Genomic DNA, 13,498 nt, shown 5'->3' with positions numbered 1-13,498 from the left:
CGCGACAAGCCACGACGTGCCTGCAGCCGAGGGCGACACGTTATTCGGCCCGCAGGCCGTCCGGGCGCATCATCCGCCACAGCGCCGGCAGCGCGGCGAGCGTGACGAGGGCGACGACGCCCAGGCCCGTCCCCACGATCGGCACGAAGCCGAACCAGTCGGCCACCCGCAGCGGCGTCATCGTCATGACCAGCCGGCCCAGCCCCAGACCGAAGGCCACGGCCAGCAGCATGCCGAGGACCACCGGCACCGCCGTCTGCCACACCACCGACCACACCACGACCGACCGGCCGGCGCCGAAGGCCGCGAGGACCGACAGCGCCGACCTGCGCTCACCGAGCTGCTCGACGGTGGCCAGCGTCAGGCTCGCCGCGATCAGGGCGAGCGTGAGGGCGGTTCCGGCGGGCAGCAACCGCAGCAGCGACACGTAGTCGGAGTCGCGTACGCCGGACACGGTGCCGGTATCGATGACGAGCGCGGCCGGATCGATCGTGGCGACGGTGTTGCGGACGCGCTCGACGGCGTCCGGCGCCCCGGGGTCCAGCCGGACGGTGATCCTGGCCTGGGCGTCGCGTACGTCGGTCCGTACGGCCGACGGCGTGGCGAGGATGCCGGTGACCGCGTACCCCAGCCCGTCCGGGGCCTGCGGGTCGACGACGCGGGCCGACGCGGGGACGGTCCAGGGCTCCCCGCCGCTCCTGCCGTCGCGCACGGTCACCTCCATGCCGGGGCGGACCGAGAAGGGCCGTGTACCGGGGCGTTCGGTGACCAGGAAGACGTCGCCGTCGCGGCACGCGTCGACCTTGGCGAGTACGCGGGCGCTGTCGCAGTCGGCGATCGTCATGCGGCCGTACCCCTTGGTGCCCACGGTGTCGACGGTCGCGGTGATGTGGCCCGCCACCGCACGGACGCCCTCGATGCCCCGGAACCTCTCCACGTACGACCGCGTCCGCTCGCCCGTCCCCGGGCCCGTCGACACGTACACGCTCCTTGCCGCAGCGCCGCCCCCGGACGTGGTTTCCACGGCGCGGGCGCCGTCGAAGACCATCTGCACGGACACCGCACCGGCCACGGCGACGAGGATCCCGACGACGGCGCGCGAGGCCGGGCCGCTGTCCAGCTGCAGCCGGCGCACGGCGAGCTGCCACGCCGGCGCCCCGCCCTGCAGCCGGCCGACGACCGCCTGCACCAGCCAGGGCAGCAGGGCCGTGACCCCGAGCAGGACCAGCACGGCCGCGGCCGGCACCAGCAGCCACTTGTAGCCCGCGACGTACAGGTCGAGCACATTCGTGGCGATGCCCACCAGCAGGACCAGGCCCGCCAGCGGCAGCAGCGGCCGCCACCACAGCCGGCGCCGGCGCGGCGCGCCCCGCACCACGCCCAGCGGCTCGATGGCCACGTCCCGCAGCGCGAAGAGCGACACGGCGACCGTCACCAGCGGTACGGCGACGGCGATCACGACGGCGGAGGAGAGGGAGGGGAGGAGGTCGGCGGGGAAGATCCCGACCCTGTCGAGGCGCACCGACGGGCCGCCCTGGCGCAGCAGGAGGAAGAGACCACCGCCGACGACCAGCCCGAACAGCGCACCGGCCAGTGCCTCGCCCGCCGCCACCCGGCGCGTCGTGCGGCTGTCCGCCCCCAGCAGGCGCAGTGCGGCCAGCCGCCGGTCGCGGCGCTCGCCACCGAAGCGGGCGGCGGTGGCGATCAGCACGCCGACCGGCAGCAGGACGACGGCACAGGCCAGACCGCCGAGGACCTTGACGTCGTCGTTCGGCGGGGGGACGGCCCGGTCGTGACCGAAGGAGTCGATCCGGTGCGGGTCGGTGGGCAGGTAGTAATGGACGGCGAGCTTGTCGCTGCTCGCGTAATAGAGGAGCTCGTCGGGGCCGACGAGGCCCTCGGCGGCGATCGTCCCGGTGACGCGGTGCGGCAGCCGCTCGCGCAGCAGTGCGCCGGCGGGGGAGTCCAGGAGGTCCTTCAGGGCGGGGGAGACCACCATCTCGCCGGGCCGCGGCAACGCCGCCACCCCCGGCGGCACGGGGGCCTTCGGCCCCTCCGGGCGTACGAGACTGCCCTCGATCCGCCGCCCGCGGTACTCGGTGTCGGTCTGCTGGATCAGCATCGTCCGCGCGCCCGGCGCGGTGAGCGGTGCGCTCGCCCCGCCGTGGCGGGCCACCTGGCGCGCCTCGCGGGCGTCCACCGCCTCGGGCAGCGCGGCCAGCACGAGCAGTAACGCCACGCCGATGCCGACGCCGGCGGCTGTCAGCGCCGTGCGCAGCCACCCCGCGCGACCACCGGTGACGGCGAAGCGGGCACCCATGGCCAGGTCGCGCGCGTACGTCCGTGCGTACGTCCGTGCGTACCTCTGCAGGAAGGTCATCGCAGCGCCCCCGCCATGTCACGGACGCGGCCGTCGCGCACGACGACCTCGCGGTCGGAGTAGGCGGCCACGCGTGCGTCGTGGGTGACCAGGACGACGGCCGCCCGGCAGGCCCGGGCCGCATCGGTCAGCAGCTGCATCACGCGCTCGCTGTTGAGCGAGTCCAGGGCACCCGTCGGCTCGTCCGCGAAGATCACGGCCGGCTCGGTGACCAGGGCCCGGGCCACGGCCACGCGCTGCGCCTGACCACCCGATATCTCCGCGGGGCGCTTGCGCTCCACGCCGGCCACTTCGAGGACCTCCAGCCACTCGGCGGCCTTGCGCTCCGCCGCGCGGCGGCCCATGCCGCCGAGGCGCAGCGGCATCGCGACGTTCTCGGCGCAGGTCAGCTCGGGGATGAGCCGGCCGAACTGGAAGACGAACCCGAAGTCGGTGCGGCGCAGCGCACTGCGCTCGGAGTCCGGCATCGCCGTCAGCTCCCGGCCCGCGTACAGGACGGTGCCGGCGTCCGGGCGCACGATGCCGGCCAGGCAGTGCAGCAGCGTCGACTTGCCGGAACCGGAGGGGCCCATGACGGCCACGACCTCGCCGGGGTGCACGGAGAACTCGGCGTCGTCCAGGGCGCGGGTCAGGCCGTAGGCCTTGTGCAGGCCGGTGGCGGCCAGCAGCGAACCGGCGGGCGTCACGGGCGCACCACCGTGTCGGCGAGCCGGTCCAGGCGGGCGGCGGTGATCTCCAGCCAGCGCAGGTCGGCCTCCAGGTGGAACAGGGCGTGATCGCAGATCAGCTGGTCGGCGAGGTCCCCCTCGCGCTTGCGCTGCGTCAGCTCGCGCATCAGCCGCAGGTGCTCCGCGCGCTGCGCGTCGAGCACGCCGGTGGCGTCGCGGTTGGTCATCAGGGCGAGGACGACCTTGGTGTAGAGGGTCGACTGCAGGTACGGCTCGGGCTTCTCGGGTCGCTCCAGCCACGAGGCGACGTCGGTGACGCCGGCGTCGGTGATGGCGTACCGCTTGCGGTCGGGGCCGTCCCCCTGCTCGATGCCGTCGACTTCGACCAGGCCGTTCTTCAGCAGACGGGACATGGTGGCGTAGACCTGGCCGTAGTGGAGCGGGCGGTCGTGACCGAAGCGCTCGTCGAAGGCGCGCTTGAGGTCGTAGCCGTGGCGGGGGCCGGCCTCCAGAAGGCCGAGCAGGGTGTGTCCGATTGACATGGGCGGGACTCTACATCGTGTGTATACACGATGTGTATAGTCGCGCCGCGAATCGCCGGGCGGGCCTACCCGGGGGCCGGCCCGCCCGGCGACCGGGGACGGGAGGTCAGGGAAAGGAGGTCAGGGAAAGGAGGTCAGGAATCCTTCGGCGGACGCCCGCGGCGGGGGATGGCGGAGACGTCCGAGGGCAGGCGGCCCGCCTCGTGCAGCGCCTTGCGCAGCAGGAACTCGATCTGCGCGTTCGCACTGCGCAGCTCGTCCGCCGCCCAGCGCGTCAGCGCGTCGTGCACCTGCGGGTCCAGCCGCAGCAGCACCTGTTTGCGCTGCTGCGGCCTGCGCGGTGCGGCTCCCGCGCCCTCCTCCGTCACTGGTAGAGGGTGCCGGTGTTCAGGACGGGCTGGGCGGCCCGGTCACCGCACAGCACCACCATCAGGTTGCTCACCATGGCCGCCTTCCTCTCCTCGTCCAGGGCGACGATGTCCTGCTCCATGATCCGCTCCAGGGCCATCTCGACCATGCCCACCGCGCCCTCGACGATCATTTTGCGGGCCGCGACGACCGCGCCGGCCTGCTGGCGCTGGAGCATCGCCGAGGCGATCTCGGGGGCGTACGCGAGGTGGGTGAAGCGCGACTCGATGATGCGCACGCCGGCGGCCTCGACGCGGGCGTGCAGTTCGATCGCCAGCTTCTCGGTGATCTCCTCCGCGTTGCCGCGCAGGGACAGCGCGTCCTCGTCGTGCGCGTCATAGGGGTACTCGATGGCGATGTGCCGCACGGCCGCCTCGGTCTGGGTGGCCACGAACTCCTGGAAGTCCTCCACCTCGAACATCGCCTGCGCGGTGTCCTCGACCCGCCACACCACGACCGCGGCGAGCTCGATGGGGTTGCCGTACGCGTCGTTGACCTTCATGACGGCGGTCTCGTGGTTGCGCACCCGGGTGGAGATGGAGCGTCGGCTGGTGAAGGGGTTCACCCAGCGCAGGCCCTCGGTGCGGATCGTGCCGCGGTAGCGGCCGAAGAGCTGGACGACCTGGGCCTCGCCGGGGGAGATGGTGTTCAGGCCGGCCATGGCGATGAAGGCGCAGACGCCGATGGTGATGCCCACGGCGATGAGGGCGACGGTCACCCCGTCCGGGGCGTGCGAGCTGGTGACGCCGCCGGCGACGACGAGGCCGATGCCGACGAGCAGGCCGATCAGGCCGAGGAGGAGCGCGAGCCCGCCGCCTATGTCGCTGGCGGGCTTCTCCGTCACGCGCGGGCGGTCGGCGAAGGGCGGAACGCCGGGGCCGGCGTCGGTCGTCTCGGTCATGGGAGGTCCCCCGGTTCGGTCGGTGCCGTGCACCCTCGTGCACTGCTTATCAAAGTGATAGCACATTATCGTCCTTGATCGCTCCTGTACGGTTTCCCGCGCGACTCCGTACCGGGTTCCCGCCACCCGGGGTGCTGTATGTCACGTCCGTTATTGCCGTGATCGATGGGCGTTTGGTGGCAGTTGCGGTGTTAGCTTCATGAGCTGGGTTGGGGGCGGACGGACTGGAGCTACAGGAGAAATGGGCCGAGCTGAAGCGCGACGAGCGCAGAAGAAGGGCGGCCGCCCGGCACGGGGCGGCGGGAAACCCAGAAAGACCGGCATACGCCGGTTCTTCACCTGGAAGTTGCTGCTGGCCTACTTCGTGGCCCTGATCGGCCTCGCCGCCGGTGCGTTCTACGCGCTCTACCTGTACGTGGACGTGCCCGGCGAAGGAAACAAGGCCGCGCAGGCGCAGAGCAACGTCTACAAGAACCAGAAGGGCGAGATCATCGCCCGCCTCGGCGAGGTCAACCGCGAGGAGGTGCCCCTCTCCAAGGTCCCCAAGGACGTCCAGAACGCGGTCGTCGCGGCCGAGAACAAGAACTTCTGGACCGACCCCGGCGTCGACCTCAAGGGCACCGCGCGCGGCATCCTCAACACCGTCATGGGCCGCGGCAAGCAGGGTGGCTCCACCATCACCCAGCAGTACGTCAAGAACTACTACCTGGACCAGCGCCAGACCGTCACCCGCAAGGTGAAGGAACTGATCATCTCGCTGAAGGTCCAGGACCAGAAGCCCAAGACCGAGATCCTCGCCGGGTACCTCAACACCAGTTACTTCGGCCGCAACGCCTCCGGCATCCAGGCGGCCTCCCGCGCGTACTACGGCAAGGACGTCGACAAGCTCAGCCTGGAGGAGGGCGCCTACCTCGCCGCGCTGCTCCAGGCGCCGAGCCAGTACGACTGGGGGACGGCCACCGACGCCGGCAAGCGCAACGTCGAGGCGCGCTGGAACTACGTGCTCGACAAAATGGTCGAGCAGAAGTGGCTCGACCCCGAGAAGCGCAAGGCGATGCAGTTCAAGCCGCCGGGCCAGCCCAAGCCCCCGGCCGGCCTCACCGGCCAGAACGGCTACCTCGTCCAGGCCGCGCGCCAGGAGATGATTGGCGAGCTCAAGCGCCAGGGCCGCCCGGAGAGCGACTTCGCCGCCGGCGGCTGGACGATCACGCTGAGCATCGACCCGAAGAAGCAGGCCGCGCTCGAGAAGGCGGTGAAGAACCAGCTTCTCGACGACCTGGACCCGAAGGCCCGCGAGGTCGACGGCCATGTCCAGCCGGGCGCCGTCTCCGTCGACGCCAAGACCGGTCACATCGTGGCCCTCTACGGCGGCCAGGACTTCCTCAAGCACCAGCTCAGCAACGCCACGCGCGGCGACTACCAGCCCGCGTCGACGTTCAAGCCGCTGATCCTGGCCTCGGCCCTGCAGAACGAGTCGAAGACCCAGAGCGGGCAGCCGATCACACCGTCGACCACCTACGACGGCACCAACAAGCGTCCGGTCGTGGGTCCGGGCGGTGACGGCTTCGCCCCGGAGAACGAGGACCAGTACTCCGAGCCGGCGATCAACGTCCAGATGGCGATGAACAAGTCGGTCAACACGGTCTTCGCGCAGATGGCCGTCGACGTCGGCCTGTCGAAGGTCAAGAAGACCGCCGTCGACCTCGGCATGAAGAGCGACTTCGAAGAGGTCCCCTCCATGTCGCTGGGCTCCATGGGCGCCAGCCCGCTGGAGATGGCGGGCGTCTACGCCACCCTCGACAACCACGGCAAGAAGGTCACGCCCAGCATCATCAAGTCCGTGTCCTGGAAGGGCGAGAACTACAAGCTCCCCAACCCGGCCGGCGACGAGCGCGTGGTCTCCCGCAACACCGCCGACGGCGTCACCTCCGTCATGACCGGTGTGGTCGAGGACGGTACGGCGAGCGTCGTCGCCAGCGGCCGCTACCAGGTCGCCGGCAAGACCGGTACGTCCGACGACAACAAGTCGGCCTGGTTCACCGGCTACACCCCGGGTCTGGTCACTTCCGTCGGCCTCTTCGGCGAGGGGCCCGGCGGCAAGCAGGTCACCCTGATGAACGCGGGCGGTGAGGGCCGTGTGAACGGTGGTAAGCAGCCCGCCAAGATCTGGGCCGCCTACACCTCCTCCGTCTTCGACGACGAGGACGACGACGCCAAGTTCGACCTGGAGACGCAGGACAAGTACGTGCCGCCGGCCGCCGTCCCGTCCGGTAAGCCCTCCGGCAGCGCCTCCCCCGGTGCCTCGAAGTCCCCCTCGGGCACGCCCTCCGGCTCCCGCTCCCCGTCCGGCTCGCCCTCGGGCACGCCGTCCGGCTCGCGGTCGCCGTCCACCGGGCCGTCGCACCACACCCCGTCGATCCCGCCGACGAGCCCGTCGACGGGCACCTCGACCCGGCCCACGACCAGCGGGGGCACGGGCGGAGGGCAGGACACCCGGCCCAACGGCGGGATGAACCCGCCCCCGCCGGCCTGATCCACGGATCCACGGCACCGAACGCAGCGGCCGGCCGTCCTCCCGTCAGGGAAGGGCGGCCGGCCGCTTTTGTCATCCGCCGTTGACCTTGGTGGCGATCCGGTCGCCCGTCTCCTTGTCGATGTTGCGCCAGTACTGCAGGGCGCGGGAGAGGACGGGGCCGCTCAGGCCCGCCTTCAGATGGCCCGCCACGTTGTCGACCAGGCGCGCGCGGGCGGCGTCGTCCAGGACCTGGCGGACCAGCGTGCCGGCCTGGCCGAAGTCGTCGTCCTCGCGGTGCAGCCGGTAGGCCTCGCGGACCATCTCGCCGGCGGCCGCCCAGCCGGCGATGCCACCGAAGCGGGTGGTGTCGGCGGCGGGGCCCCCGTAGGAGTTGGGCGCGTACGGGCGGGCGGTGCGGGACGGCTCGTAGCGCATGGCGCCGTCCTTGGCGTAGGAGTTCACCGGCGCCTGCGGGCGGTTGGGTGGCAGCTGGGTGTAGTTGGGGCCGATGCGGTAGCGGTGGGTGTCCGGGTAGGAGAAGAGCCGGCCCAGCAGCATCTTGTCGGGGGAGGGACCGATGCCGGGCACCAGGTTGGAGGGCTCGAAGGCGGCCTGCTCGATGTGGACGAAGTAGTCCTCGGGGTTGCGGTCGAGGGTGAGCCGGCCGACCTCGATCAGCGGGTAGTCGCCGTGCGGCCAGACCTTGGTGAGGTCGAAGGGGTTGAAGCGGTAGTCCGCGGCGTCCTCGAACGGCATCACCTGCACGTACATCGTCCAGCTCGGGGCGTCACCACCGGCGATGGAGTCGAACAGGTCGCGGCGGTGGAAGTCGGCGTCCTCGCCGGCCAGGCGGTCGGCGTCGGCCTGGGTGAGGAACTCGATGCCCTGGTCGGTCTTGAGGTGGTACTTGATCCAGAAACGCTCCCCGCCCCCATTGATCCACATGTAGGTGTGGGAGCCGTAGCCGTTCATGTGACGCCAGGTCCGCGGGATGCCACGGTCGCCCATCAGCCAGGTGACCTGGTGCGCCGACTCGGGTGAGAGGGTCCAGAAGTCCCACTGCATGTCGTGGTCGCGCAGGCCGCTGTCGGGACGGCGCTTCTGCGAGCGGATGAAGTCCTGGAACTTGATCGGGTCGCGCACGAAGAACACGGGGGTGTTGTTGCCCACCAGGTCGTAGTTGCCCTCGCGGGTGTAGAACTTCAGCGCGAAGCCGCGCGGGTCGCGCCAGGTGTCGGGCGAGCCCTGCTCACCGGCCACGGTCGAGAAGCGGGCCAGTGCCTCCGTGCGGCTGCCCGGCCGGAAGAGGTCGGCCTTGGTGAACTGGCTGACGTCGTTGGTCACCTCGAAGCGCCCGTACGCGCCGCCGCCCTTGGCGTGGACCACCCGTTCGGGGATCCGTTCGCGGTTGAACTGGGCCATCTTCTCGATGAGGTAGTGATCCTGGAGCAGGATGGGGCCGGTGTCGCCGATGGTGAGCGAGTGCTCGTCGCTCTCCACCGGAATACCGACGTTGTCGGTGGTGTACGAGGCCTGCTGGGTGTGCGGGGTGCTCTGCGCCGAATCGGCCATGGGACGCCTCCCGAACGAGGAACGGGCGGGGGCGGAGGGAAGCCGCCCCTCGACCGGGCCAGTCAAGCGCGCCGACACCGCGTCGGCAACAGTGCCCCCACGGTCAGCGGGCGCGCGAGGGCAGCGCCAGCTCGAACCACACCACCTTCCCCGTGCTCAGCCGCGTGGCACCCCAGCGCCGGGCCATCCTGTTGACCAGGTACAGCCCCCGGCCGCCCTCGTCCGACGGCCGCGCCTGCCGCAGCCGCGGCAACTGCGGCACATCGTCCCCGACTTCGCAGCGCAGCACGTCCGTGCGCAGCAGCCGCAGCGTTATCGGACGCTCGGCATACCGCACGGCGTTGGTGATCACCTCGCTGACCAGCAGCTCCACCCCGTCCGTGAGCTCCTCCAGATCCCACCGGGCCAGCGCCCTGCGGGCCAGGCGGCGCGCCTCGCGCGGCGTCTGCGGACGCGGATCGAGGAACCAGTACGCCACGTCGCTCGGCGCGATGCCCTCGAAACGGGCCGCCAGCAGCGCGATGTCGTCGTCCCGGTCGCCCGGGCCCAGCATGCCCAGCACCTCGTCGCACAGCGGCTCCAGCGGAGGCGGATTGGGACCCGTCAGACGTGCGGTCTCGATGAGCCGCTCACGCAGCTGCTCTATCCCCGTCCACACGTCCCGCATCCGGGACTCCACCAGGCCGTCGGTGTACAGCAGCAGCGTCGCCCCGGCCGGCGCGTCCAGCTCCACCGCCTCGAAGTCCACCCCGCCCACGCCGATCGGCGCACCCGGCGGCACCCGCAGCACCTCCGCCCGGCCGCCGCGGTGCAGCAGCACCGGCGGCGGATGCCCGGCGTTCGCGATCACGATGCGGTGCGCGACCGGGTCGTACACCGCGTACAGGCACGTCGCCATCCGGTCGCTGCCCAGGCGCTGTGCCTGCTCGTCGAGATGGTGCAGCACCTCCTGCGGCGGCAGGTCCAGGCCCGCCAGGGTCTGCGCGGTCGTCCGCAGCTGACCCATGATCGCCGCGGACGTCATCGAGTGACCCATGACGTCGCCGACGACGAGCGCCACGCGGTTGCCGGGCAGCGGGATCGCGTCGTACCAGTCGCCGCCGACCCGGGCCGTCTCCGCCGCCGGCAGATAGCGGCTCGCCAGCCGCACGCCCGTCGGCTGCGGCAGCGAATCCGGCAGCATCGTGCGCTGCAACTCGTCGGCGATGTACACCTCGCGGCCGTACAGGACGGCCTTGTCCACACCGAGCGCCGTGTGCGTCGCCAACTGCGCCGCCACCAGCAGGTCGTCGCCCTCGAACGGCGGCCGGTCCAGACGGCGGACGAACACGGCCGCGCCGATCACCCGGCGCCGGCCGCGCAACGGCGCCAGGATCGTACGGTGGCGATCCGGCACGTGCCGGCCCTCGCCGAGCAGTTCGGGCAGGGCCGCCCGCGCGGCCGAGGAGTCCCCGAACACCGGCCGGACACCCCGCAGCACCTCCGCGAGCGGCCCGCCTATGCGCACCTCGCAGCGCTCCGCGGCCGTCTCCGTCAGCTCCGGGCCGGGATCCGGACTCTCCTGCGCACTGTCCGGCAACCGGTCCGTGCGGCGCAACCGCAGCACCACCGGACCCACGGGCCGCTCGTCACCGACCGGCAGCGGATCACGGAGATACACGAGGATCGCGTCCGCGAACGTGGGCACGGTGGCCCGGCACAGACCCAGCACGATCTCGTCCAGATCGATGCCACGGGCGATACGGCGGGTCGCGGCGCCCACGAAGCGCAGCCGCTCGCCGCCGCCGGAGGCGCCGGCCGCGGCCTGCGCCAGACCCGCCGTACCCGGCCCGCCCGTGCCACCCGCGCCACCGCCGGGCGGCATGCCGCCGCTGCCGTGACCGGCGGCGTCCCCGGCGCCCTTGGCACCGCCGCCGGTGGCGGCGGCGGACACCGTGCCGTCGCGGCTGCCGCGCACGTCACCGGCCCGCTGCCGGCCGCCACGGGCCCGCGGGCGGGCGTGCCCGTCCCCGTCCCCGTCGTCCACGACGGGCACATGTGCCGGATCCTGATCGGACCCCTCCATGCGCATCCCACCCCCGACCCGCACGGCCGGCGCCGCCTTGCGCCGACGGCGCCGCGGGACGCCGGTGCCGGCGGCGACGGGCCGAACCCGCTCGCCGTCGCCGGCGGTGGGTATCTCCCCCCGGAGACGGACGATTGATGGGGCGTCAGCCGCGCGCCGGCCCTCGCCCTGCGCCCTTGAAGCCCCACCACGGCGCCGCCCGCCGACCCGCCGCGCACGGCGCCCGGGAGCGGCGTCCGTGCGGTCGTGGCTCGCGGCAGCTCCGCCGCCGGCGGGCGCTGCGGCGGCCTCCGCCCGGCCGGAGGCGACCCCGTCGCCCCGGCCTGCGGGACCGCCCTCCGGACGGCCCGTCAGTTGCCGTGCGCGGGCGCCACCGGCACCGGAGCTGCCCGCGCCGCGCGCCGGGCGCGGTGCACGGCCCCCGGAGTCGCCGGCGCCGCGCGCCTGACGCGGCACGCGGCCCGCGGGTGCCGGCTCGGCGGTGGGCGCGGCTTCCGTGCGGCCCGCAGGGGCCGGCTCGGCGGTGGGTGTGGTCTCCGCGTCGCCCGTCGGGCGCGGTGCGGGGGTTGCGGGGTTGCCGTCGCGGACGGGGGTGGCGGCCGTGCGGCGCGCCTGGCGCGGTACGCGGCCGGTGGGTGCGTCGTCCGTCGGGCGCGGCGCACGGGACGCGGGGTCGCCGGCGCCTGCAGCGCCCGGCTGGGCGCCGGGCATGCTGCCCGTACGGCCCGTCGGCGCGCCCGCCTGGCGCGGCACGCGGCCGGTGGGGGCGGTCTCCTCGTGGCCGCGGGCCGCGCCCGGTTCGCCGCCGTGCGGGGCGGGTACGGCGTCGGGGCGTGCGGGGGTGGCCGCCGGCCGGGGGGCGGGGCGGGGTCTGCCGTGGGAGTGGGGATGCTCCGTCACGCGTGGGGTTCCATCCGTCGGGGCCGTGCACCCGGCTGGGGCACACGGGGTTCAGGCGCGGCGCAGGTCGAGGAAGATCTGGATCTCGGGTGGGACGTCCGTACTGGCCGGGGCGTACGCCAGCGCGTTCTCGCCGGCGATGTCGAATCCCGCGTCGCGCACGACCTGCCGCAAGTCGTCCCGCAGGTAACCGGATACCCGGATCGTGTTGCCCAGGAACGGCATGGCGTAGTCGTCGACGTCGGCCTCGACCATCGACAGGGCCAGCAGTCCCCCGGGTCTGAGGAGGTCGTGCAGCATCCGCAGCGCGTGCGGGATCTCCGCGCGCGGCAGCATCAGCAGGGAGAAGAAGGCGGCGATGCCGTCGAACGTGCCCAGGTGCCCGTCGCGCAGACCGGCGAGGTCACCGAGGTGGAAGGTGGCGTCCGGGACGTTGGCGCGGGCGAGGTCGAGCATGCCGGGGGACAGGTCGATGCCGACGACCTCGTGCCCGGCGTCCGCCAGCTGGCGTGCGGTCGGCAGACCGGTGCCGCAGCCGACGTCCAGGACGCGGGAGCCGGGCGGCAGGGTGGTGGCCAGCCAGGCGCCGGAGGCGAGCTGGCCGTCCTTGTGCGGGAATGCCTCGTCGTAGCGGTCGCCGATGGCGTCGAACGCCTCGGCCTGGCCGCTGCGGTCCAGCCCTAAGCGGGCGTAGCCGTCGTAGTCCCGCCGACCGTCAGCGCTCACGGTTGTGCCCCTCCCATAGCTGTGCCGGTACCGCGGAGGCTGATCCTACGATCGTCGCGCGGGGAGTCGGCAAGCGGTTCCGGCCCTGATTCACACCCGGGTTCGCGGTGGGCCGTGGGCGGGCGGTCCCAGTCGGCGGGCAGGGCGGGTACGGGCCAGGCGGGGTCGGGCCGCCAGTTCGGCCAGCCGGCGGCGAAGGGGGCGCCCCAGGCTTCGATGAGGTCGACGGCGGCGCGCCCGGCGGCCCGTACGCGCTCGGCGCGTTCGGCGGTCATGAGGCCGACGAGCTGGGCCTGGGCGAATTCGTCCTCGTCCTTCCATTCCCAGCTGCGGTCGGGGTGGACGGAGATGTCGAGGAAGTGGTCCTCGGAGTCGACGCCGCCGGCCCAGCGGGCGAGGGGTTCTTCGAGGTTGACGTACCAGTTGCGGAAGTGCCAGCCCGGGTCCCAGAAGAGCCAGACGGACCAGGGTTCGCCGGGCCGGGCGAGCTTGAGCACGCCCGGCCCGAACCAGCGGGTGACGGTGGTGGTGCGGGGCTTGGTGTAGCGGGTGGCCAGCGGCTCCCGGTGGACGGGCGTGCCGTCGGCGAGGAGCGGTTTGACGCAGTCGGTGCCGGGGGCCATCCAGACGGCGAGCAGGTCGGGGGAGTCCTCGACGACGGTGACGGGCCGGCAGATGTGCACCTGTCCGCTGCGGTTGTCGCGGTAGCGCCACAGGATCTGGTCGCCGGGCGCCCAGGAGGTGTCGCCGCCGGTGGTTCCCGTCGTGTCGTCCGTGGTCTCCGCTGCCATGCACAGATCTTAGGTGCCCCGGCCACCGAT

10 protein-coding genes are annotated in these 13,498 nt (G+C 72.8%); 1 reads left to right on the top strand and 9 read right to left on the bottom strand.

Going from position 1 to position 13,498, the window contains the following annotated elements:
- Positions 1 to 40 precede the first annotated feature (40 nt).
- The 5 genes from AB0K17_RS01880 to AB0K17_RS01860 form a co-directional block, all read right to left on the bottom strand.
- Positions 41 to 2,380, bottom strand: a complete 2,340-nt coding sequence (locus AB0K17_RS01880) for an FtsX-like permease family protein (RefSeq protein WP_365981764.1) — start codon at positions 2,378 to 2,380, stop codon at positions 41 to 43.
- Complete coding sequence (locus tag AB0K17_RS01875; protein ID WP_365981763.1) at positions 2,377 to 3,066, bottom strand: ABC transporter ATP-binding protein; 690 nt, start codon at positions 3,064 to 3,066, stop codon at positions 2,377 to 2,379. Before AB0K17_RS01875 ends, AB0K17_RS01880 begins: the two co-directional genes overlap by 4 nt.
- Complete coding sequence (locus AB0K17_RS01870; protein ID WP_365966791.1) at positions 3,063 to 3,590, bottom strand: PadR family transcriptional regulator; 528 nt, start codon at positions 3,588 to 3,590, stop codon at positions 3,063 to 3,065. Before AB0K17_RS01870 ends, AB0K17_RS01875 begins: the two co-directional genes overlap by 4 nt.
- A gap of 134 nt (positions 3,591 to 3,724) precedes the next feature.
- Complete coding sequence (locus tag AB0K17_RS01865) at positions 3,725 to 3,958, bottom strand: hypothetical protein (protein ID WP_365966790.1); 234 nt, start codon at positions 3,956 to 3,958, stop codon at positions 3,725 to 3,727.
- Positions 3,955 to 4,899, bottom strand: coding sequence for an SPFH domain-containing protein (locus AB0K17_RS01860; protein WP_365981762.1), 945 nt, complete (start codon positions 4,897 to 4,899; stop codon positions 3,955 to 3,957). Before AB0K17_RS01860 ends, AB0K17_RS01865 begins: the two co-directional genes overlap by 4 nt.
- A 241-nt stretch (positions 4,900 to 5,140) precedes the next feature.
- Between AB0K17_RS01860 and AB0K17_RS01855 the strand changes: the two genes are divergently transcribed.
- Positions 5,141 to 7,432, top strand: a complete 2,292-nt coding sequence (locus AB0K17_RS01855; RefSeq protein WP_365981761.1) for a transglycosylase domain-containing protein — start codon at positions 5,141 to 5,143, stop codon at positions 7,430 to 7,432.
- 72 nt (positions 7,433 to 7,504) lie between these two features.
- On the opposite strand, the gene AB0K17_RS01850 is transcribed toward AB0K17_RS01855, so the two are convergent.
- The 4 genes from AB0K17_RS01850 to AB0K17_RS01835 form a co-directional block, all read right to left on the bottom strand.
- On the bottom strand, positions 7,505 to 8,986 hold the full coding sequence (locus AB0K17_RS01850; protein ID WP_365981760.1) for a catalase: 1,482 nt from the start codon (positions 8,984 to 8,986) through the stop codon (positions 7,505 to 7,507).
- A gap of 103 nt (positions 8,987 to 9,089) precedes the next feature.
- On the bottom strand, positions 9,090 to 11,057 hold the full coding sequence (locus AB0K17_RS01845; RefSeq protein WP_365966873.1) for a SpoIIE family protein phosphatase: 1,968 nt from the start codon (positions 11,055 to 11,057) through the stop codon (positions 9,090 to 9,092).
- A 945-nt stretch (positions 11,058 to 12,002) separates the two neighbouring features.
- Complete coding sequence (locus AB0K17_RS01840) at positions 12,003 to 12,677, bottom strand: class I SAM-dependent methyltransferase (protein WP_365966786.1); 675 nt, start codon at positions 12,675 to 12,677, stop codon at positions 12,003 to 12,005.
- Complete coding sequence (locus tag AB0K17_RS01835; RefSeq protein WP_365966785.1) at positions 12,674 to 13,468, bottom strand: DUF402 domain-containing protein; 795 nt, start codon at positions 13,466 to 13,468, stop codon at positions 12,674 to 12,676. The genes AB0K17_RS01840 and AB0K17_RS01835 overlap by 4 nt, the downstream gene beginning before the upstream one ends.
- Positions 13,469 to 13,498 lie beyond the last annotated feature (30 nt).

The organism is Streptomyces sp. NPDC049585, assembly GCF_040675615.1.
GTDB classification, from domain to species: domain Bacteria; phylum Actinomycetota; class Actinomycetes; order Streptomycetales; family Streptomycetaceae; genus Streptomyces; species Streptomyces luteosporeus.
The sequence above is the reverse complement of the archived record's forward strand: the minus strand, read 5'-3'. Positions and strand labels throughout refer to the sequence as shown.